The sequence below is a fragment of the Streptomyces sp. NBC_00090 genome (genome assembly GCF_045160815.1).
In the GTDB taxonomy this organism is placed as follows: domain Bacteria; phylum Actinomycetota; class Actinomycetes; order Streptomycetales; family Streptomycetaceae; genus Streptomyces.
On sequence record NZ_CP108224.1, the window covers coordinates 6,754,056 to 6,774,687 of the forward strand.

General features: G+C 71.1%; 22 protein-coding genes, 1 tRNA gene and 1 pseudogene. 20 read left to right on the forward strand and 4 right to left on the reverse strand.

Features of this window, described 5'->3' with window-relative positions; genetic code table 11:
- Window positions 1-243: 243 nt before the first annotated feature.
- From OG361_RS30150 to OG361_RS30185, 8 genes are all read left to right on the forward strand, one after another.
- Window positions 244-1,158 carry a dihydrodipicolinate synthase family protein gene (locus OG361_RS30150; RefSeq protein WP_405858485.1) on the forward strand — a complete coding sequence of 305 codons (915 nt, stop codon included), beginning with the start codon at window positions 244-246 and terminating at the stop codon, window positions 1,156-1,158.
- Window positions 1,159-1,212: 54 nt separating this feature from the next.
- The gene (locus OG361_RS30155; protein WP_405858487.1) at window positions 1,213-2,217 is read left to right on the forward strand and encodes a proline racemase family protein; all 1,005 of its coding nucleotides are present in this window, start codon (window positions 1,213-1,215) and stop codon (window positions 2,215-2,217) included.
- Window positions 2,218-2,310: 93 nt separating this feature from the next.
- A complete protein-coding gene (locus tag OG361_RS30160; protein ID WP_405858489.1) occupies window positions 2,311-3,006 on the forward strand; it encodes a GntR family transcriptional regulator in 696 nt (231 codons plus the stop codon).
- A 177-nt stretch (window positions 3,007-3,183) separates the two neighbouring features.
- A complete protein-coding gene (locus OG361_RS30165) occupies window positions 3,184-4,404 on the forward strand; it encodes a PLP-dependent aminotransferase family protein (RefSeq protein ID WP_405858491.1) in 1,221 nt (406 codons plus the stop codon).
- A 75-nt stretch (window positions 4,405-4,479) separates the two neighbouring features.
- Entirely contained in the window at window positions 4,480-4,911 is a 432-nt protein-coding gene (locus OG361_RS30170; RefSeq protein WP_405858493.1) for a cell division protein SepF, read from the forward strand.
- A gap of 55 nt (window positions 4,912-4,966) precedes the next feature.
- Complete coding sequence (locus OG361_RS30175) at window positions 4,967-6,301, forward strand: ATP-binding protein (RefSeq protein ID WP_405858495.1); 1,335 nt, start codon at window positions 4,967-4,969, stop codon at window positions 6,299-6,301.
- A gap of 98 nt (window positions 6,302-6,399) precedes the next feature.
- Window positions 6,400-6,786, forward strand: coding sequence for a nucleotide pyrophosphohydrolase (locus OG361_RS30180; RefSeq protein ID WP_405858497.1), 387 nt, complete (start codon window positions 6,400-6,402; stop codon window positions 6,784-6,786).
- 126 nt (window positions 6,787-6,912) lie between these two features.
- A complete protein-coding gene (locus OG361_RS30185) occupies window positions 6,913-7,398 on the forward strand; it encodes a DUF6099 family protein (RefSeq protein WP_405858499.1) in 486 nt (161 codons plus the stop codon).
- 46 nt (window positions 7,399-7,444) lie between these two features.
- Here OG361_RS30185 and OG361_RS30190 read toward each other — a convergent pair whose 3' ends face one another.
- Window positions 7,445-7,729, reverse strand: coding sequence for a hypothetical protein (locus OG361_RS30190; protein WP_405862738.1), 285 nt, complete (start codon window positions 7,727-7,729; stop codon window positions 7,445-7,447).
- A 289-nt stretch (window positions 7,730-8,018) separates the two neighbouring features.
- Window positions 8,019-8,228: a hypothetical protein gene (locus OG361_RS30195; RefSeq protein ID WP_405858501.1), complete on the reverse strand. Its 210-nt coding sequence runs from the start codon at window positions 8,226-8,228 to the stop codon at window positions 8,019-8,021.
- A 235-nt stretch (window positions 8,229-8,463) separates the two neighbouring features.
- Here OG361_RS30195 and OG361_RS30200 point away from each other — a divergent pair.
- A tRNA-Pro gene (locus OG361_RS30200) sits at window positions 8,464-8,535 on the forward strand.
- 71 nt (window positions 8,536-8,606) lie between these two features.
- Complete coding sequence (locus OG361_RS30205; RefSeq protein ID WP_405858502.1) at window positions 8,607-8,912, forward strand: hypothetical protein; 306 nt, start codon at window positions 8,607-8,609, stop codon at window positions 8,910-8,912.
- A 258-nt stretch (window positions 8,913-9,170) separates the two neighbouring features.
- On the opposite strand, the gene OG361_RS30210 is transcribed toward OG361_RS30205, so the two are convergent.
- On the reverse strand, window positions 9,171-9,437 hold the full coding sequence (locus tag OG361_RS30210; RefSeq protein WP_405858504.1) for a hypothetical protein: 267 nt from the start codon (window positions 9,435-9,437) through the stop codon (window positions 9,171-9,173).
- A 22-nt stretch (window positions 9,438-9,459) separates the two neighbouring features.
- Here OG361_RS30210 and OG361_RS30215 point away from each other — a divergent pair, with 22 nt between their 5' ends.
- Window positions 9,460-9,657, forward strand: a complete 198-nt coding sequence (locus OG361_RS30215; RefSeq protein WP_405858506.1) for a hypothetical protein — start codon at window positions 9,460-9,462, stop codon at window positions 9,655-9,657.
- A 263-nt stretch (window positions 9,658-9,920) separates the two neighbouring features.
- Window positions 9,921-10,514 (forward strand): DNA primase, encoded by a 594-nt coding sequence (locus OG361_RS30220; RefSeq protein WP_405858508.1) that lies wholly within the window; start codon window positions 9,921-9,923, stop codon window positions 10,512-10,514.
- 3 nt (window positions 10,515-10,517) lie between these two features.
- Here OG361_RS30220 and OG361_RS30225 read toward each other — a convergent pair whose 3' ends face one another.
- Entirely contained in the window at window positions 10,518-11,201 is a 684-nt protein-coding gene (locus OG361_RS30225) for a hypothetical protein (RefSeq protein ID WP_405858510.1), read from the reverse strand.
- A 250-nt stretch (window positions 11,202-11,451) separates the two neighbouring features.
- On the opposite strand from OG361_RS30225, the gene OG361_RS30230 reads away from it, so the two are divergent.
- From OG361_RS30230 to OG361_RS30265, 8 genes and pseudogenes are all read left to right on the forward strand, one after another.
- A complete protein-coding gene (locus OG361_RS30230; RefSeq protein WP_405858511.1) occupies window positions 11,452-11,691 on the forward strand; it encodes a hypothetical protein in 240 nt (79 codons plus the stop codon).
- Entirely contained in the window at window positions 11,691-13,091 is a 1,401-nt protein-coding gene (locus tag OG361_RS30235; protein WP_405858513.1) for a hypothetical protein, read from the forward strand. Before OG361_RS30230 ends, OG361_RS30235 begins: the two co-directional genes overlap by 1 nt.
- Window positions 13,092-13,543: 452 nt before the next feature.
- Window positions 13,544-13,807: a hypothetical protein gene (locus OG361_RS30240; protein ID WP_405858515.1), complete on the forward strand. Its 264-nt coding sequence runs from the start codon at window positions 13,544-13,546 to the stop codon at window positions 13,805-13,807.
- Window positions 13,808-13,919: 112 nt separating this feature from the next.
- Window positions 13,920-14,741: pseudogene (locus OG361_RS30245) on the forward strand (TIGR03560 family F420-dependent LLM class oxidoreductase); the annotation flags it as partial.
- Between the two features lie 13 nt (window positions 14,742-14,754).
- Window positions 14,755-15,678 carry a homocysteine S-methyltransferase gene (gene mmuM, locus OG361_RS30250; protein WP_405858517.1) on the forward strand — a complete coding sequence of 308 codons (924 nt, stop codon included), beginning with the start codon at window positions 14,755-14,757 and terminating at the stop codon, window positions 15,676-15,678.
- Between the two features lie 174 nt (window positions 15,679-15,852).
- Entirely contained in the window at window positions 15,853-16,287 is a 435-nt protein-coding gene (locus tag OG361_RS30255; protein ID WP_405858519.1) for a DUF5959 family protein, read from the forward strand.
- A gap of 136 nt (window positions 16,288-16,423) precedes the next feature.
- The gene (locus OG361_RS30260) at window positions 16,424-17,896 is read left to right on the forward strand and encodes a 3' terminal RNA ribose 2'-O-methyltransferase Hen1 (RefSeq protein ID WP_405858521.1); all 1,473 of its coding nucleotides are present in this window, start codon (window positions 16,424-16,426) and stop codon (window positions 17,894-17,896) included.
- On the forward strand, window positions 17,893-20,454 hold the full coding sequence (locus tag OG361_RS30265; RefSeq protein WP_405858523.1) for a polynucleotide kinase-phosphatase: 2,562 nt from the start codon (window positions 17,893-17,895) through the stop codon (window positions 20,452-20,454). Before OG361_RS30260 ends, OG361_RS30265 begins: the two co-directional genes overlap by 4 nt.
- The last annotated feature ends 178 nt before the right edge of the window (window positions 20,455-20,632 follow it).

Consider the following 20,632-nt stretch of genomic DNA (forward strand, 5'->3'; position numbering starts at 1 on the left):
CTCGGTCTCCGCTGGTCAGGCAGGGTTCCGAGCGGAACGGGACCGGTGCGGGGCCGAGGTGCGGGCGGGCCGGGCGCGGACCCGCCGTCCGGCCTCGGCGTCCGGCCTCGGCGTCCGGCCCCGGCACCCTCCTCGCCGTCCGGCGTCCGGCGGTCGCGGCCCCGGCCGAACTCCTTCGCGCGGAACCCTTGTGGGCTTCATGTGGGTAAGTAAAATGTCACACACTATATAAGGGAGTCATTCATGGTCCACGAGCACGTTCCCGCGCACCGCGCCCACCCCTGGCACGGCATCATGGTCGCCACCGCCCTCCCTTTGCGCGACGACCGCTCCGTCGACTACGACGCGTACGCCCAGCACGTGGCCTGGCTGATCGCCAACGGCTGCGACGGCGTCGTGCCGAACGGCTCCCTCGGCGAGTACCAGACCCTCACCGACGAGGAGCGCGCCCGCGTCGTCCGTACCGCCGTCGCGGCCGCCGGCGACGGGGCGCGGGTCATGCCCGGCGTCTCCGCGTACGGGAGCGCCGAGTCCCGCCGCTGGGCGGAGCAGGCGGCCGAGGCGGGCTGCGGCTCGGTCCTGCTGCTGCCGCCCAACGCCTACCGGGCCGACGAGCGGGCCGTACGCGCCCACTACGCGGAGGTCGCCGAAGTCGGCCTGCCCGTCGTCGCGTACAACAACCCCCTCGACACCAAGGTCGACCTCACGCCCGCGCTGCTCGCGCGCCTGCACGCCGAGGGCAGCATCGTCGCCGTCAAGGAGTTCAGCGGAGACGTCCGCAGGGCGTACGAGATCGCCGAACTCGCCCCGGAGCTGGACCTGCTCATCGGCGCCGACGACGTCCTCCTCGAGCTGGCCCTGGCCGGCGCGGTCGGCTGGATCGCCGGGTACACCAACGCCCTTCCCCGCAGCTGCGCCACCCTCTACCGGGCCGCCGTCGCCGGCGACCTCGACACCGCGCTCCCGCTCTACAAGTCCCTGCACCCGCTCTTCCGCTGGGATTCCAAGGTCGAGTTCGTCCAGGCGATCAAGCTCTCCATGGACCTCGCGGGCCGCCACGGCGGAGCCACCCGGCCGCCGCGCCCGCCGCTGACGCCCGAGCAGGACGCCGTCGTGCGCGCCGCGACCGAGAAGGTCCTCGCCGCGGGTCACGCGTGAACCCGGCACACCAGGAACGATCGTCCCTCCGTCCGTACCTCCGAAGGTGAACCCATGCGTACGCGTCATGTCTTCCACGCCGTCGACTCGCACACCGAGGGCATGCCCACCCGGGTGATCACCGGCGGCGTCGGGGTCATCCCCGGTGCCACGATGGCCGAGCGGCGGCTGCACTTCATCGAGCACCTGGACCACCTCCGTACGCTCCTGATGTTCGAGCCGCGGGGCCACGCGGCGATGAGCGGCGCGATCCTCCAGCCCCCCACCCGCCCCGACGCCGACTACGGAGTCCTCTACATCGAGGTGTCCGGGCTGCTGCCGATGTGCGGACACGGCACCATCGGCGTCGCCACCGTCCTCGTCGAGACCGGCATGGTGCCGGTCGTCGAACCCGTCACCACCGTCCGCCTCGACACCCCGGCCGGACTCGTCAGCGTCGACGTCCGCGTCGAGGACGGCCGGGCGTGCTCCGTCACCTTCACCAACGTTCCCGCGTTCTCCGTCGGACTCGACCTCAAGACGGAGGTGCCCGGTCTCGGCACCGTCACCTACGACCTCGCGTACGGCGGGAACTTCTACGCCTTCGTCGAGCTCGACTCCCTGGGGCTGCCCTTCGACCGCGCCCACAAGGACGAACTGCTCGCCGCCGGACTCGCCGTCATGGAGTCGATCAACGCGGGACCCGACCGGCCCGTCCACCCAGAGGACCCGGCCTTCGCCGGTGTGAAGCACGTCTACCTCGCCGCGCCCGGCTCCGACGCGACCCGCTCGCGCCACGCCATGGCCATTTACCCCGGCTGGTTCGACCGTTCCCCCTGCGGCACCGGGACCAGCGCCCGCATGGCCCAGCTGCACGCCCGGGGACTCCTTCCCCAGCACACCGACTTCGTCAACGAGTCCTTCATCGGGACGGAGTTCACCGGGCGGCTCGTCGGGGAGACCGTCGTGGGCGGGGTGCCCGCCGTCGTCCCGACCGTCACCGGCCGGGCATGGATCACCGGCACGGCCCAGTACTTCCTCGACCCCGAAGACCCCTTCCCCGCCGGGTTCCTCCTCTGAGCCCCCGCTTCGGCCCCGGTCGGACACCGCACCCCTGGACGGAGAAACGTGACATTGTACGATGCCCCTCCCTGACTTCTCGGAGGGCGCACGATGGGTGACCTGAAACAGTACGGCCTCGTGAGAGCGCAGGAGCGGCTCCGCGACCAGGTCGCGCACGCCCTCCGGGCCGCCCTGATCGCCGGCGAACTCCGCCCCGGCCAGGTCTACTCGGCCCCCGGCCTCGCCGCCGACCTCGGCGTCTCGGCGACCCCCGTCCGTGAGGCGATGCTCGACCTGGCCCGGGAGGGCCTCGTCGAGCCCGTCCGCAACAAGGGCTTCCGCATCACCGAGGTCAGCGAACGGGACCTCGACCAGTTCACCGAACTGCGCACCCTCATCGAGGTCCCCACGATCGGCCGCGTCACGGAGAGGGCCACCCGGGAGCAGCTGGAGGAACTCCGTCCCATAGCCGACGAGATCGTCTCCCGAGCCCGGGAGCACGACCTCATCGGCTATCTGGAGGCCGACCGCCGCTTCCACCTCGCCCTCCTCGCGCTCTCCGGCAACGACCGCCTGGTCGAGACCGTGGGGGAGCTGCGCAAGCGCTCCCGCCTCTACGGCCTGACCGGACTGGACGAGGCGGGCAGACTGGTCTCCTCCGCCGAGGAGCACCTCGAACTCCTCGATCTGATGCTGGCCGGAGACGCGCGCGGCGCCGAGGCGTGCATGCTCCGCCACCTCGGCCACGTGCGCTCCCTCTGGGCCGAGGGCCGCGACGAACCGGTCGGCCGGGCGACGACCCGGTAGGGCGATCGGAGGGGGAGCGCGATCGGAGGGAGGACGATCGGAGGGGAGGACGATCGGAGGGGGAGGGCGGAACGGCCTGATTCCGTCCCGGGCGTGTGCCGGAGCACGTCAACTCGGCCACGCCCAGAGGGATTCGAACACTCTGGACAGCGCGACGGCTCTCTATATGCTGGCGCCATGCTCTCTGCCGCCGCGACGTCCGCGAACGCCACCGCCTCCTCCGCGTCCACCCCCACCACCGCCTCGCGGCTGGGCAACGTCGCGTCGTCACCGGTACGGGAGATCCTGGCGCTCACCGCGCGACCCGAGGTGATCTCCTTCGCCGGGGGCCTGCCCGCCCCCGAGCTCTTCGACGTCGCGGGCATTCGCGCGGCGTACGACCGCGTCCTGGCCGAGAACCCGCAGCAGGCGCTCCAGTACTCGACCACCGAGGGCGACCCGGAGCTGCGCACCGCGATCGCCGCCCGGCTCGCCGCGCGCGAACTGCCCACGGACCCCGAGGACCTGCTGGTCACCACCGGTTCGCAGCAGGCCCTCACCCTCCTCACCACCGCCCTCGTCGAGCCGGGTGACGTGGTGCTCGTCGAGGACCCCTGCTACCTCGCGGCCCTCCAGACCTTCGCCTTCGCCGGCGCCCGCGTCGTCCCCGTACCCACCGACGACCAGGGACTCGTCCCGGCCGCGCTCGAGGAGATCGCCGCGCGCGAGAAGGCCACGCTCCTCTACCTCGTCCCCACCTTCCAGAACCCCACGGGCCGCACACTCCCCGCCGAGCGCCGCGCCGCCGTCGCCGAGGCCGCCGCGCGGCACGGATTCTGGATCGTCGAGGACGACCCGTACGGAGAGCTCCGCTACGACGGCGAGCGCGTCCCCTGGATCGCCGCCGACCCCGCGGCCGCCGACCGGACCGTCCTCCTCGGCTCCTTCTCCAAGGTGATGGCCCCCGGGCTCCGGCTCGGCTTCCTGCGCGCCCCCGCCGGGCTGCGTCGCGCCTGCGTGATCGCCAAGCAGGCCGCCGACCTGCACACGTCGACCATCGACCAGGCCGCGGCGGCCCGCTATCTGCGCGACAGCGACCTCGACGCGCACGTCGCCGTGATGCGGGCCGCGTACCAGGAGCGCAGGGACGCGATGCTCGACGGCCTGGCGGCCGCGCTGCCCGACGGCAGCCGCTGGAACCGCCCCGACGGCGGCATGTTCATCTGGGCGACCCTTCCCGAGGGCCACGACGCGACCGCACTCCTCAAGACCGCCATCGGTCACGAGGTGGCGTACGTGCCGGGGGCGCCGTTCTTCTGCGGGGAGCCGGACCCGGGCGCGATGCGGCTGTCGTTCACCACGCACTCGGCCGAGGAGATCCGGGAAGGTCTGCGCAGGCTGGCCAAGACCTTCGCCTGACGGTCCCACCGTCCTTCACCCCATCACCTCGTGTCGTTGTTGGGCCGAACGGGTGAGGAGCGGGAGGATGTGCCCATGAGTAGGTACGAGAGGTACGACGTCACCGACGAGCAGTGGGAGGGCCTCGCCCAGGTCGTGCCCCTGCGCGGCCGTGACGAATGGCCGTCCAGGGTCGACCACCGCACGATCCCCGAGCAGTACGAGTCCGCCGAGCAGCGCCGCATGGTCGTGCTGCGGGTCCAGGTGTTCGCCGACGCCCGTGAGGTCGCCGAGTACCTCGTCGCCCAGATCCCGGTCCTCCTCGATCTGACGAGCGCCGACACGGATGTCGCCAAGCGCATCCTCGACTTCAGCAGCGGGGTCGTCTTCGGTCTAGGCAGCGGGATGCACCGCGTCGACCGGAACGTTTTTCTGCTCGCCCCGGCCGGTACGGAGGTCGAGGGTGCGGAGGGCGAGGACGAGGAGGAGGTCGTGGGCGGCCGGTCCTCCGGGGTCCCCCGTTCGTAGGAAGGTCATCTGGACGTAACGGTTCGTCAGAGGGCGGGCTGCGTACGGTCCGGGCATGGACCTCACCGGCGGCAGCACGCTCGCCCGCACGCCACACGCCCACCCCTCCGGCTCCGTACCCGCCGACACCGCTCCTTCCGGGAGCGGCCGTTCAGGGGCTGCCGATCCTTCCGGCGCCGCGGCCCCCGGCGGCGTGCCCGAGGCGCGGGGGCCGGCGGACGCGGAGCGCCTGGCGCCGTCGGTGCGCAGATCCCCCGCCGGGCGGGGGGCCGCCCGGCCCGCCGTCACCGAGCTGCGCCTCTCCGCGTTCGCCGGCCACCGCGGCGCCGTGCACGCGCTCGGGCCGGTCACCCTCTTCGCCGGGCCCAGCGGCAGCGGCAAGTCCACCACCCTGCGGGCGTACGAGGCGCTGGCCCGGCTCGGCGCGGGCGACCCCCTCGACGAGGTCTTCCCCGACGCCGCCGACTGCGTCCCCGAACGCGCCAGGCCCGACGCCCAGGGCCGGCGCGGCTTCCGGATCGGGTGCACGGTCGACGGACCGGCCGGCCCCGTCCACCTCGACCTCGCCGTCCAGGCCGAACCCCGGCTCCGTATCGTCGGCGAGCGGCTCACCCGCCGGGGCCGCACACTGCTCGCCACCGCGCTCCGCGACCCGGGCCGCACCACCGTCCAGGCCGAGTGGCACACGGCCGGCGCCACCCCCGTCACCCGGGCCCCGCTCCCCGACGACCTGCTCGGTACGGCCCTGCTCCCGCTGCGGGTCGCGGGCAAGACCCCCGGCCAGCTGGAGGTCCTGGCCGCCGCCGAACAGCTGGTCATCGGCGTGCGGTCCGCCTTCCCCTGCGACCCCCGGCCCGAGGGGATGCGGGCCCCCGTCCTTCCCGGCGAGGGGCGGTTGCGGCGCGGCTGCGCCAACCTCGCCGAGGTCCTGCACCGCACGCACACGGACTGCCCGCGCCGGCACCAGCGCCTCGCCGCCGTGGCGGGAGCCGGCTGCGCGGGGCCCGTCGCCGGGCTCGGTGTGCAGGAACTGCCGGAGGGCACCGTCCGCGCGGTCCTCGAAAGGGGCGGCCGGCTCCCCGCTACCCCGCTCGGCCGGCTCGCGGACGGTGAACTGCGCTACCTCGCCCTGGCGCTCACCCTGCTCACGGGCCCCGGTGTGCTCGCGATGGACCGGATCGCCGAGGTGCCCGACGCCATGCAGAGCCTGACGCTGCTCGCCGACGGCCTGGACCGGGGGCTCGACGGGCGCCAGGTGCGCGAACTGCTCGACCTCGCCGCGGGCATCGCCGCCGACGGCCACATCCGGGTCGCGGCGGCGGTCGGGGAGCGGACGGCGGGGGAGGCGCGGCGAACTCCCGGGGTGACGGTGGTAGACCTGACCGGGTGACGGACAACGAGGCAGGGAACGCGGCAGTGAGCGGGGCGGGGCACGAGGCAGTGAGCGGGGCGGGGCAGGAGGCTGTGAATGCGGCAGGGCGTGAGGCCGTGAACGCGGCAGGGAACGACGTGGCGGTGCTGCAGCGGCGGCTGGCCGAGTTCGCGGCGGCCCGCGACTGGCAGCCGTACCACACGCCCAAGAACCTGGCGGCGGCGCTCAGCGTGGAGGCGGCCGAACTGCTGGAGATCTTCCAGTGGTTGACCCCCGAGCAGGCGGAACGGGTGATGGACGAACCCGAGTCGGGGCACCGGGTCGCCGACGAGGTGGCCGACGTGCTCGCCTATCTGCTCCAGTTCTGCGAGGTGCTCGGGGTCGATCCGCTGGCGGCGCTGGCGGCGAAGATCGACAGGAACGAGGTCCGATTTCCCGCCCGGAGACGGGCCGGAGGGGGTGACGACGGGGCCGAGACGGGAGATCGTCACTCTTCGGAGTGATCGACTTTTCCCCATCGGGCCTACTGTCCACAGATTTCCGAATTCCCCTGGTGATGAGGCTCAGGCTGCCTCACTCTGGGTAATGGAATGAGTGGGCGGTAAGTCGTACGAACGGGGGCGGCGTTGATGGAGGCAGAACGGCTCATCGCGGCCGGGCGGCACGCGCTGGCGGAGAGCGGGACGGCACAGGACATCGTGGCGGAGGCCTGGCAGGCCCAGGCCCTCGCCCAGGCGATAGGAAGTCATCTCGCGCTCTGCGGGCCGCTGGAGGTGCGCGGCGAGGCGCGCGGACTGAGCGAGATCGGGGAGTACCCGGCCTGGGGGGCCGGTGGGCCGCGTGCGGCGCAGCTGACGGAAGTGGGCGATCCGAGTGCGGCGTTGACCGCGCTCGGGGCGCTGCTCGGTGAGGTGGGGATCGCGCTCGTGGGGGTGGCCTGCGCCACCGACGAGGAGGGGCTCTACTGGCAGTGCATCGAGGCCATCGACGCGGTCGACGAGTCGAGCGACCGGGTGGGCGGGATGCTGCGGCGGCTCGCGGTGCGCGGCCATGAGAGGGCCCGCCCGCCCGACCGGGCCCGGGGCAGGGCGGGCCCCGGGCCGGGTCCGGCGTGAACGGCGGACGGCGATCGGCCGGGGGCTGCGTGGTGCCGGGGAGGTTCTAGAAGGAGGGCCGCGCGTTGCCGTGGTCGGAGCTGTGGTGGCCAGAGCCGTGGTGGTCGGGGCCCTGCCGGCCGGAGCCGGGCCGCAGGGGCTGCGGGTCCGGGCGGTCGGCCGAGGACTGGAGGTCGGCGTCCAGTTGGGAGAGGTCGGCGGAGAGCGCCGCCATCAGCTTCTCCATCTGCTGGAGCAGGCCCTTGGGGGCGCCGGCGTCCTTCTGTGCGGGCACGGACGGCGGAGCGGAGGGCTCGGGCACGGCCCGCTCCGGCGCGGCTTCCTGGGACATGGGGACTCCTCGGCGCGGACCCCGCCGTCGAGGGCGGGGACACGAGAGAGAACGACGCACCGGCAGCGGCCGCCGGCACGCGGGCCGGGCGGTCCGGCTCCGCCCGAGCCAACGACGGGTCCCCGGCCCCGGTCACTGGCCGGGGCGGACGCGGCCCGCCAGAGGGTCCGATATTCACCCGCCAGGGCCGGAGCGGACCGGGAGCTGACGGAGAGGTTGACACGCATCCCTCGCGCGGTACAGACATCCTTAAGGGGCGGCCCGCTGAGGACCGCCCCTTTGGGCGTTGCTAGTTGCGCTTGAGGTGCTGAAGGCCGACGAGCCCCGCGCCGGAGAACACTCCCCATGAGGTTCCGGCGGCCTTGAGTGCGTCGAGCGACTGTCCGCCAAGCTGTGTGACGGCGATGAAGGCGAAGAGGCCAACCACGAGACCCCCGAGAACGACGATCACAAGATCGCGGACCGGGTGCGTACATGTGGTGGCGGTGTTGGACGACACGCTGTTTCCTCCCGAGATATCGCTGACGCGTGCTGCATGAAGACACACCTCACCTGTGGGTGAAGTCTCCATGGGGAAGCCGAAGGGTCGGGCTTCCGAGCCTCCGCCAGGACGGCGAGGGCCAGTAACGTCAGTTCGACTCCTGTCAATTCGGGGTAGGGCACAGCCACCACAGTGTGGTTCCAAACAGCGCTGTGGCACGGATGACGGTATCGCAGGCCTAACGCCAGTGCAACGGAACGTAGTTCAGCGGTAGAGCGCCGGCTTTGGGATTCGGAGGCCGCAGGTTCGAATCCTGCCGTTCCGACGTAGCACCCCGACGGCCATTGGGCCCGGGGTTGAACCCCTGGAGCCCACATGCCCCGAGTGACCGTCCCCGTGACCACCCCAACCCGTGACGGCGTCGCCCTGACGACGACTGCGGGCAACGCGACCGACAATCACGTGATGACCAACGACGGCCGAACCGTGGTCCTGGTGAAGAACACCGGGGCGACGGTGGCGCGCATCGTCACGTTCCGCATCGCACGGACCGTCGACGGCCAGGCGGTAACGCACCGGACGGCGTCGCTTGTTGCAGGTGAACAGAAGATCTTCGGCCCGTTCGACGTCCAGGACTACGGCGGTCAGATGCAGATCGACGTGGCCCACGCGGAACTGACGCTGACACCGATCACGCTCTGACGAGGAGGCCGCATGGCGCGCATGCTGGGATCTGCGGGTTACGAAGGGACAGGCTGTATGCCTCGTTGCCGGGCGTCGCACAGACCACGGCCCAAGTTCATGCCGAAGGTCATGAGAGCCCGCGAGACGCGCTCCTGGCGCCGGGAATGGGCAGAGGGCGACTACGACGCAGCGACCGAGCGGCACACGCTTGAGTGGATGCGCCTGCGTCCATCGGGCCGGCGGATGTTGGAGTTCATCGAAGCCATCGACGGCCCGCTAGGCGTGTGGAACTCCTGACTCGCGCCGGCGGAACGTCAGGCTGACGAACCTGCCCAAGCCCTCGCCTTCTGGTACCTGGCTGAGCAACGTCCAGCCGATCGCTTCCACGTCCATGATCGCGCGAGCGACGTCACCGTCCTGATTCTTTGGTGACGGGGACGGATGGAAGCGGTAGCTGAAGACGGTGTCCCCGCGCTTGAACGCCTCGCCGGCAGCGTCCTGTATCGACGGCAGCGCGAGCTTCTTCAGCAGCTTCTTCAGCATGCCCTGAGCGTAGGGCGTGAGCGTGACGCACGTGAGCGTCAACGGCGTCGACGTCGGGAAGCTCGCGAGCGCTCCGAAGGTCAAGATCGGGACGCGAGCCGGCCAGGCGGTCACCACGATGACGCTGGAGCTCGTTCCGAGCCGCCTGGAGATCCGCGGCGAGCTGGCCGACGGTGATCGTCGGGAGCCCCGCGCCGGCTTCGCGGCCAAGATCGAGTAGCCCAGACCAGGGGGGTGACCCCCAACCGGCAAACGTCCTGACCGTACAGGTGCTGGTCCCCTCCCCGTGTACGGGTCTGGGAGATCTGGGCGAGGCCGGTCGGCTCTGCCGCGCGGTAGGCCCGGAGACGGCCGCACAGCCCTTCCAAGGGGCATCGGGGTGTCGACCTAGCCCCGAAAGTGTGACTCGCCGGCATGGCCGACGCTATGAAAGGTGCAGGTGGGAGGCTTGAAAGTGTGACGCGCTCCTACTATGCTGAACCCATGAAGAGGACGTGCGCGATGTGCCCCAACGAGCTGCCGCTCATGGCGCGCTCGCACGCACGCACCTGTTCCCCTCGCTGTCGTAAGGCACTGTCCCGCGCAGCGAAGAACGCGCTTCCCGAAGAGCTGACGACCCGCGACAGGTGGGTACGTAGAGCCGCGGGTAAGGTCCCGCTGACGACGGCCGGCACGGCTGCTTCGTCGACGAACTCGCGGACCTGGAGCACCCACAAGGACGCCACCGCTTCGACGGTCGGCGTAGGTCTGGGCTTCGTCCTCTCGGACGCCGACGACATCGCGTGCATCGACCTGGACCACTGTCTCAACCCGCTCACGGGCCGTCTGGCGCCGTGGGCCGCAGCCATCCTCCGAGACGCGGGCACCACCTACGTAGAGGTGTCCCCGTCCGGAGACGGGCTGCACATCTGGGGCCGTGCGGACGTCCGACAGGGACGCCGCATTCGACGCCCCGACGGTACGGCCGTGGAGATCTACGGGACCGGCCGATACATCGCAATGACGGGACGCCGACATGGTTCCTGCCCGTCGATCCTCGCGGACCTCTCCGCGGTGGTTTCCAAGCTGACGGCGTAGCGGCTAGCTCCCGCCTGTGAACTCCTTCACAGCTACCGCGACGGCTACAAGCAGACTGAGCAAGCCGAAGATGGCGCCAAGCGCCGTGTTGAGATTGGCATTGGCGACGAGCTGATTCCACCATCCCGTGGGCGCAGGGGCTACTTGGGCTCTGAACGAGAGTAGGAAGTCAGCCGCTGCGTGGGGTATGAGCAGGACTATCGTCGTCGCCAGGACGAACGCGATGGCATCACTTGGTGATGGGAAGTCCTTAGTTCCGACCCAGCGCAGCATCGACCACAGAAGCGACGTCTGCCACAGCAGGCATAGAAGCGCGATGAACTTCGTGAACTTCCTGAGCACTTGGGTGCGCCGCAGATCAGAGACGAGCTGGTGCAGCTTGTCTTCAGCCCTCGTGCGGGTCGAGTGGCGCACCTGAAGGCGGGTATCCCAACTGAGATCCCACGTCATGAAGAACCCTAGGAAGAACTGCCGGGTCCGCCCTGCTCGGTCGCCGAATGTCACTGTAACAACAGGGCTGGTGGGTGTGGTTGCTTCGCTTACCTGGAGCTCAAGTTGCTTGATGGGGCGCTGCCCCACCAGGTTGGCGATGTCGTCTAGCGATGCGTGCCGTGCTTCAAAGTCCTTCCCCCACGCGGTCCACTGCACCACCGCGCCGGGGACACCGGCGGTTGCAGTCAGCTGCACTGCGTCGAGGTGTGCCCGCTTTGGACGGCACCCGACGAGCCGTTCCCCAAGATCCCACGTCAACATGCGCCGCAATCCAGCGAACCGGTGGCCGCGAGCACACCGGCTGGAAGCGCACAGGAGGTGACATCGCCGGACCAGGCGCCGCCGCAAAGCGCCGCCAGTGCAGTACAGCCTGACTGCCCCCAACCCGAAGGCCCCCAGCCTGCCGCTGTGGGCCTTTCGCATGCCCACAGCGAGAGGTACCCCCATGACCGACCCGACCACGTGCCTGCGGCCGAACTGCACGCGCACGCCGATGCCGACGATGACGACCACTGGAGACATCGTCGTCGATCCGTACTGCTCCGTCCTGTGCCGGATGTGGGCGGAATACGCCCTTGAGCTAGTACGGACGCCATGGTCACCCCGCACTGAGTGGGAGTCCCGGCAGATGCTCACCCTTGACGCCGCGCTGAACGGTCGTGCACAGCCAACGGAGACCATCTGATGCCCGTCGACCACGACATCGTCGGCAGCGTCGGTGTCGGCGTCGTGCCGATCGCCCCAAACTTCCACCGTCACATGCAGCGGATCGCGATCCCTGCGGCGGATCGGGTCGGACAGGAAGCCGGACGGATCATCGGCGACCGCATGAGCGACGAGATCGCTCGGCGGGTTGCGGCTGCCCTGCCTCAGGCGGTCCAGGCCGGAGGGCAGGCTGCGCAGCGCCAGGCAACGCGGCAAGGCTCCGACACGGGTGGCGCCTTCGCGCGCTCGCTGCGGACGAAGCTCGAAGCCGCCTTCAAGGCCATGCCGAAGCTCGACGTCCGGCTCAGTGACACCGGCGTAGACGCCGAACTGGCCCGCCTTTGTGCCCGCATGGAGATCCTCGCCGGCAAGCGCATCGGCATCGACGTTGACGTGGCAGCCGCGGAGGCGGAGGTCCGTCGTATTGACGCGGAGCTCCAGCGTCTCGGAGCGTCCCACCCGAACATCGCGGTCCGGGCGGACACAGCTACTGCCCGCGCGGCACTGGCGGAGCTCCGAGCCGAGATTGCGGCTGTGGACGCCGCTGACGTAGACCTGAACGTCGACGTCGACACGTCGGGCGCCAGGTCCGCGCTGATGTCGCTCGGGATTCAGATGGCCGTGCTGATGGCCATTCCTCTCGGCCCCGTCATCGCCGCGGGTCTCGGCTCTGTGGTCGCCATGGCGACGGCTGCTGGCGCAGGAGTTGGCGCCTTCGCTCTTGCGGCCGTCCCCGCCATCAAGGGCGTGACGGAAGTACTCACTGCGCAGAAGGCAGCGCAGGACGACGCCGCGAACGCCGCTCTTCGTGGTTCCGCCGCTACGGCCCGAGCTGCGCAACAGGCAGCGTCGCAGGCTCTTCAGCTTGCGGGCGCACAGGCTTCTTTGGCGACGGCCTATCGCAACGCGGAGCGCTCGATCGTTCAGTCCAACCGGGCCATCGAGGACGCGGAACGGGCCCTCGCACAGACCGGTATCCGTGCCGCGGACCAGCGTCGCCAGGCGGCTGAAGCCGTCGAACGCGCGGAACGGTCCCTCACCGACGCCAAGCGTGACGCGCTGAAGGCGGAGGAGGATCTCGCCAAGGCTCACCGCGAGGTGTCGGAGGAGCTCGCGAAGCAGCGGGAAGAGCTGGAGAAGCAGCGTAAGGAGCTGTCTAGCCGGCTGGAGGACTCCGCCCTCGACGAGCGAGACGCCGTTCTCCGCGTCAAGGAGGCGCAGGAGGAGCTTGCTCGGGTCATGAAGGATCCGAAGGCTACGACGCTCCAGCGCGAACGGGCGCAGCTCGCGGCCGACGAGGCGGAGCACGCTCTCAAGCGTCAGCGTGAGGAGATCAAGGAGATCCAAAACGAGCTCTGCGCTTTGCCACGCATCGCATAACTCGGCACCCCGACTCGGAGGTCACCTGCACCGCCCGGTGCCTTCGCGCCGGCTGCGGGTGGTCCGTCGCCCCGACGTCTGACGCGAAGCGGGCTGACGTGGACTGCATGGCGCACACGGGAGAGACCGGGCACGGAATCTTTGCCCGACAGTACGAGGACGTGGCCGTCGTGGTGCGCGACGAGTGAAGCACGCCATCGCCGTCACACTCGGCGCCGCCCTGTGGGTGTGCACCGTCGCGGCCATAGTCGCTCGACTCTAGATTTCCGCTTCCCCCTCACGGCCTCATCTGCGGGGACTGTCCCGAGCTGGGGGAGCGGAGCCAGGCCCGTGTGGACGGTCCTCGCGAGACCCCCACTCGGTGAGCGGGCGGGACGCATGTCGATAGAGGTCGGCTACGCGCCCCGCCCGTGCAACACCTCTGACCGGCTGGCGCATGCAGAGTGGGTCTTGTGGCTGCCTGGAGCGCCCGCGCCGTCGCCAAGCCGGGGTGCCTGGACCTTCCCTCGGCTAAATGGGCCCTGGAAATCGATGCGCACGAGAAGCCGAAGAGCAACGGCGGAAACATGTACGGGCACAGTGAGCTGTACGTCGGACGCTTCCGCCTCCTGTCGGACGAGACCTTTACGGACGAGAAGGGGAACACGACGATCCTCGACGACGAGGTCCTGATGAAGCAGGCGCGGGAGTTGCTGCCCGACTTGCAGCACGCCTGACCCCTGACAGCCCCCGTCATCCTCCCCCGTGGAGGGCGACGGGGGCTTTTGCGTGCCACGATGGAAGTACTTGCAGGTCAGGGCTCATATACAAGGTAGGTAGCAACGTGTCCGCTCCGACCACTACCTCGGCATGGGCTCCTCCGACGGGCTTCCCGGGCCGACGGACGCTTGGATCACCCTGGCCGGGCTGGCCAGGGAGACGAAGCGGATCCGCCTCGGCACCCTGATGACCGCCGGTACCTTCCGGCTGCCCGGAGTCCTCGCCATCCAGGTCGCCCAGGTCGACCGGATGTCCGGCGGACGGGTCGAACTGGGTCTGGGCGCCGGTTGGTTCGAGGAGGAGCACAAGGCCTACGGCATCCCGTTCCCCAAGGAGAAGTTCGGCCGGCTGGAGGAGCAGTTGGCGATCGTCACCGGTCTGTGGGAGACCGAGCTCGGCAAGACCTTCTCCTACGAGGGGGAGTACTACCGGCTCACCGACTCGCCCGCGCTGCCCAAGCCCGCTCAGGACCGGATCCCCGTGCTGATCGGGGGGCACGGCGCGGGCCGTACCCCGAGGCTGGCCGCGCGGTACGCGGACGAGTTCAACATCCCGTTCGCCTCGCTGGAGGACAGCGAGCGGCAGTTCGGCAGGGTCCGGGCCGCCGCGGAGGCGGCGGGGCGGCCGGCCGGAGACCTCGTGTACTCGAACGCGCTGGTCGTCTGCGTCGGCCGGGACGACGCCGAGGTGGCCCGCCGGGCCGCCGCCATCGGGCGGGACGTGGCCGAGCTCAAGGCGAACGGTCTCGCGGGCTCGCCCGCCGAGGTCGTCGACAAGCTCGGGCGGTACGCGGCCATCGGCTCCTCCCGGGCCTACCTCCAGGTCCTCGACCTGGAGGACCTGGACCACCTGGAGCTGATCTCCGCACAGGTCCAGTCGCAGCTGGGATGAGCGGGGAGATCCGATGAAGCCGGTACGTACGCTCGCCGAGGCCCTCCGGGAGGGGCCGCTCGTTCTCGACGGCGGGCTGTCCAACCAGCTGGAGGCGCAGGGCTGCGACCTCTCGGACGCGCTCTGGTCCGCGCGGCTCCTGGCCGACGCTCCCGAGCAGATCGAGGCGGCCCACGCGGCGTACGTACGGGCCGGCGCCCGGGTGGTCACCACCGCCTCCTACCAGGCCACCTTCGAGGGCTTCGCCCGGCGGGGCGTGGGCCGGGCGGAGACGGAGCGGCTCCTCGCGCGGAGCGTGGAGCTCGCCCGGGCGGCGGCGGAGGGGGCCGGGGAGGAGGTCTGGGTCGCCGCGTCCGTCGGGCCGTACGGCGCGATGCTCGCGGACGGGAGCGAGTACCGGGGACGGTACGGGCTGTCGGTGCGGGAGCTCGAACGGTTCCACCGGCCCCGGATCGAGGCGCTCGCCGCGGCCGGGCCCGATGCCCTGGCGCTGGAGACCGTGCCGGACGTGGACGAGGCGGAGGCGCTGCTGAGGGCGGTCGAGGGGTGCGGGGTGCCCGTGTGGCTCTCGTACACCGTCGAGGGCGGGCGGACCCGGGCCGGACAGGAGCTGGCGGACGCCTTCGCGGTCGCCGCCGGGAACGCCCGAGTGGTGGCGGTCGGGATCAACTGCTGCGACCCGGCCGGGGCGGGGGCCGCCGTGGAGCTCGCCGCCGCCGTGACCGGGAGACCGGCAGTGGTCTATCCGAACAGCGGGGAGCGCTGGGACACGGGGGCCCGGGGCTGGCGTGGTGCCGTCGCCTTCGACCCGCCCAGGGCAGCCGCCTGGGCGGGAGGCGGAGCCCGCCTGATCGGTGGCTGCTGCCGCGTCGGTCCGTCCGCGATCGCCGCTCTGGCCGGGGCCCTCGCCTCCGGGACGCCCAAGCCGCCGTCGTAGGCGGCGGGGCGCATGCACCCCACGTCGTCGCCCTCGTCCGCGCCGGAGCCCGCTTCGCACAAGGACACCTCGGCGAACGCCCTGAAGCACACGCGGCCTGACACACCTCAATCGGTCCTGTGTCTGTGCGGACGATTAGTGTTCGGCAGCGTGAGCGAGTCGGGAGGGGTAGTCATGGCTGAGGATCCGATCGACCTGATCCGTCTGGAGGGGGACGGCAACAGCGTCATTCTCCGGATCACGGAGAAAGAGGAGTGGAAGCGTCACACAGAGACCGATGCCCTGGTCGGAGAGTTCCTGGTCGATACGCCCTTCGTCCGTGGCACCCTCAAGACCTGGATCTTTCTCGAGGACCTGCGGCAGTGGCAGCAGGCCCTGGACTCGCTCGACGCGGGACAGGACATCGCCTGGCGCGAGGGGGAACGCGCTCCGTGGCTGTTCATCGAACTCGACGAGGACGATGACCGGTGTCAGGTCACGATCAAGGACCACTCATCGTCACTGACGACGGTGACGGTCACCGTCCCACTGGTCGATGCCTGGTTCGACGACGCATACCGACGCCTTGACTTGGTCTGGGAGAAGACCTGGCCCACGACCGAAGACTGAACCATGGCCGACGAAGGAGATCGCCGGCCTCTTTGTGTGGGGCGATCTCTCAGGCGCTCAAGGCGGACTACGGGTCTTCTGCTGTCCACGGGTAAACCAGTACCGCCATGAGCCCGCACCTGCCCATACTCGACACGTGTTCCTGACGATCTCCACCACCGGCAACGAGCAGAACCCCGCCACTGACCTGGGGTTTCTGCTGCACAAGCATCCCGAGCGGGCGCAGGCGTTCTCGACCTCGCACGGCACCGCGCATGTCCTCTATCCAGAGGCGAGCGCCGAGCGGTGCACCGCGGCACTCCTCCTGGAGGTGGATCCCGTGGCGCTGGTGCGCCGCGGCAAGGGCAAGGGCCGGGGCGGCGCCCCCGACGCCGCGCTCGCGCAGTACGTGAACGACCGGCCCTACGCGGCGTCCTCGCTGCTGGCCGTCGCGCTCGCGAAGGTCTTCAAGACCGCGCTGCACGGCGTGTGCCAGACGATGCCCGAGAGGGCCGCCGCTCCGCTGCCCCTGCGGATCGAGGTCCCCGCGCTCCCCGCGCGCGGCGGTGCCGACCTCGTGCGCGCGCTCTTCGCGCCGCTGGGCTGGCACACGGTGGAGGCCGAACCGGTCACGCTGGACGAGGAGTTCCCCGAGTGGGGCGACTCCCGCTACGTACGCCTGGTCCTGGAGGGCGAGCTGCGGCTCGCGGACGCCCTCAACCAGCTGTACGTCCTGCTGCCCGTCCTCGACGACGCCAAGCACTACTGGGTCGCGCCCGACGAGGTCGACAAGCTGCTGCGCGCCGGGGACGGCTGGCTCGCCGGTCACCCCGAGCGGCAGCTGATCACCGCGCGCTACCTGTCGCGCCGCTGGGGCCTGACCAGGGAGGCGACGGAACGCCTTGAGCTGGTGCGGCTCGCCGAGGCCGAGGGGCTGGAGGTCGAGGACGTCGACAACGCCGTCGACGAGACCAGCGACACGGAGGAGCGGCCGGTGCCGCTCGCCGAGCAGCGCAGGGAGGCGATCCTCGCCGCGCTGCACACCGCCGGAGCGGCCCGCGTGCTCGATCTGGGCTGTGGGCAGGGTCAGTTGGTGCAGTCGCTGCTCAAGGACGTGCGCTTCACCGAGATCGTCGGCGTCGACGTGTCCGTACGGGCACTGACCGTCGCCGCGCGCCGGCTCCGGCTCGACCGGATGGGGGAGCGGCAGGCCGCCCGGGTCACGCTGCTCCAGGGCTCGCTCGCGTACACCGACAAGCGGCTCGCCGGCTACGACGCGGCCGTGCTCAGCGAGGTGATCGAGCACCTGGACCTGCCGAGGCTGCCGGCTCTGGAGTACGCGGTGTTCGGCTCGGCCCGGCCCCGTACGGTGCTCGTGACCACGCCGAACGTCGAGTACAACGTGCGTTGGGAGTCGCTCCCGGCCGGACACGTCCGGCACGGCGACCACCGCTTCGAATGGACCCGGGAGGAGTTCCGGGGCTGGGCGGCAAGTGTCGCCGGGCAGTACGGGTACGGCGTGGAGTTCACCCCCGTCGGCCCCGACGACCCCGAGGTCGGACCGCCCACGCAGATGGCCGTCTTCACCCGTACCGAGGCCACGACCGCCGAGAAGGAGGATCAGGCATGACCACCAGCATCAGCACCACCGCCGGCACCGGGCAGCGCAACCTGCCCGTCACCGACCTGTCCCTCGTGGTGCTCGTCGGCGCCACCGGCTCCGGCAAGTCCACCTTCGCCCGGCGGCACTTCAAGCCGACCGAGATCGTCTCCTCCGACTTCTGCCGGGGGCTCGTCGCCGACGACGAGAACGACCAGTCCGCGAGCAAGGACGCCTTCGACGTCCTCCACTACATCGTCGGGAAGCGGCTGGCGGCGGGGCGGCTGACCGTCGTCGACGCCACCAACGTGCAGCAGGAGGCCCGGCGCCAGCTCGTCCAGCTGGCCAGGTCGCACGACGTGCTGCCCATCGCGATCGTCCTCGACCTGCCCGAGCAGGTGTGCCGCGAGCGGAACGCGGGCCGTCCCGACCGCGCGGACATGCCCGCGCACGTCATCCAGCGCCACCGCCGCGAGCTGCGCCGTTCGCTGCGCGGACTGGAGCGCGAGGGCTTCCGCAAGGTCCACGTCCTGCGCTCCGTCGAGGAGGTGGAGGCCGCCGGGATCGTCCTGGAGCGCCGCTTCAACGACCTGCGCCACCTCACCGGCCCCTTCGACATCATCGGTGACATCCACGGCTGCCGGTCGGAGCTGGAGACCCTGCTCACCGAGCTCGGTTACGAGGACGGCCACCACCCCGAGGGGCGTACGGCGGTCTTCGTCGGCGACCTCGTCGACCGGGGCCCCGACTCGCCGGGCGTCCTGCGCCGGGTGATGGCGATGGTCGCCGCGGGCGACGCCCTGTGCGTCCCCGGCAACCACGAGAACAAGCTCGGCCGCTGGCTGAAGGGGAGGAAGGTCCAGGAGACGCACGGACTCGCCGAGACCATCGAGCAGCTGGCGGGCGAGAGCGAGGAGTTCCGCGCGGAGGTCGCGGAGTTCATCGACGGGCTCGTCAGCCACTACGTCCTCGACGGCGGCGCGCTCGTCGTCTGCCACGCGGGTCTGCCGGAGAAGTACCACGGCCGGACCTCCGGCCGGGTGCGTTCGCACGCGCTGTACGGGGACACCACGGGGGAGACCGACGAGTTCGGGCTGCCGGTGCGCTACCCGTGGGCGGAGGACTACCGGGGCCGGGCCGCCGTCGTGTACGGCCACACGCCCGTACCGAACACCTCGTGGATCAACAACACCATCTGCCTCGACACCGGAGCCGTCTTCGGCGGGAAGATGACCGCGCTGCGCTGGCCGGAGCGCGAACTCGTCGACGTACCCGCCGAGCAGGTCTGGTACGAGCCGGCCCGGCCGCTCGTGACCGAGGCGCCCGGCGGGCGCGAGGGGCGCCCGCTGGACCTGGCCGACGTGCACGGCAGGCGGATCGTGGAGACCCGGCAGCTCGGCAACGTCGCCGTGCGGGAGGAGAACGCGGCGGCGGCCCTGGAGGTCATGAGCCGCTTCGCCGTCGACCCGCGGCTGCTCGCCTACCTGCCGCCGACCATGGCCCCGACCGCCACCTCGCGCGCCGAGGGGTACCTGGAGCACCCGGTCGAGGCCTTCGCCCAGTACCGGGCGGACGGCGTCGAGCGGGTCGTGTGCGAGGAGAAGCACATGGGCTCCCGGGCGGTGGCCCTGGTCTGCCGGGACGAGGAGGCGGCCCGCGAACGCTTCGGCGTCACCGGGGTGACCGGCGCCCTGCACACCCGTACCGGACGGCCCTTCTTCGACGATCAGCACGTCACCGAGCAGGTCCTCGACCGGCTGCGGACCGCGATCGGCGCCGCCGGACTGTGGGACGAGCTCGACACGGACTGGCTGCTCCTCGACGGGGAGCTGATGCCGTGGTCGCTCAAGTCGGCCGGGCTGCTGCGCTCGCAGTACGCGGCGGTCGGCGCCGCCTCCGGCGCCGTCCTTCCCGGGGCGGTCTCCGCCCTGGAGCGGGCGGTGGCGCGCGGGGTCGAGGGGCTCGACGGGCTCCTCGCCAAGCAGCGGGAACGGGAGGTGGACGCGGCCGCGTTCACCGAGGCGTACCGCAGGTACTGCTGGCCGACCGAGGGCCTGGAGGGCGTGCGGTTCGCGCCCTTCCAGCTCCTCGCGGTGCGCGGGCGCTCGCTCGCGGCCGTACCGCACGACGAGCAGCTGGCCTGGCTCGACCGCCTGGTCGAGCACGACCCGACCGGACTGCTCCAGGTCACCCGCAGGCTCGTCGTCGACACCGGCGACGAGGCCTCGGTCCGCGCGGGCGTCGACTGGTGGCTGGAGCTGACCGGGGCCGGCGGCGAGGGCATGGTCGTCAAGCCGCTGGCGGCGCTCGTCCGCGACGCCAAGGGGCGGCTCGGGCAGCCGGGCGTGAAGGTGCGCGGCCGGGAGTACCTGCGGATCATCTACGGCCCCGAGTACACCCGACCGGAGAACCTGGAGCGACTGCGGCAGCGTTTCCTCGGGCACAAGCGTTCGCTCGCGCTGCGCGAGTACGCGCTCGGCCTGGAGGCGCTCGACCGGCTCGCGGGCGGCGAACCGCTCTGGCGGGTCCACGAGGCCGTCTTCGCGGTCCTCGCATTGGAGTCGGAGCCGGTCGACCCGAGGCTGTGATCCGGGAGGTCCCGGGGCTGCGATCCGGGAAGTCCCGGGGCTGCGATTCGGGGAAACCCCGGGGCAGTGATCCGGGGAGGTCCCGGGGGCTCCGAACCGGGAGGTCCCAGGGCGCTCCGATCCCGCCGGCGTCCAGGGGCTCTCCCGGGCGTTCAGCGGCGCTTCGGTGCGGCTTCCG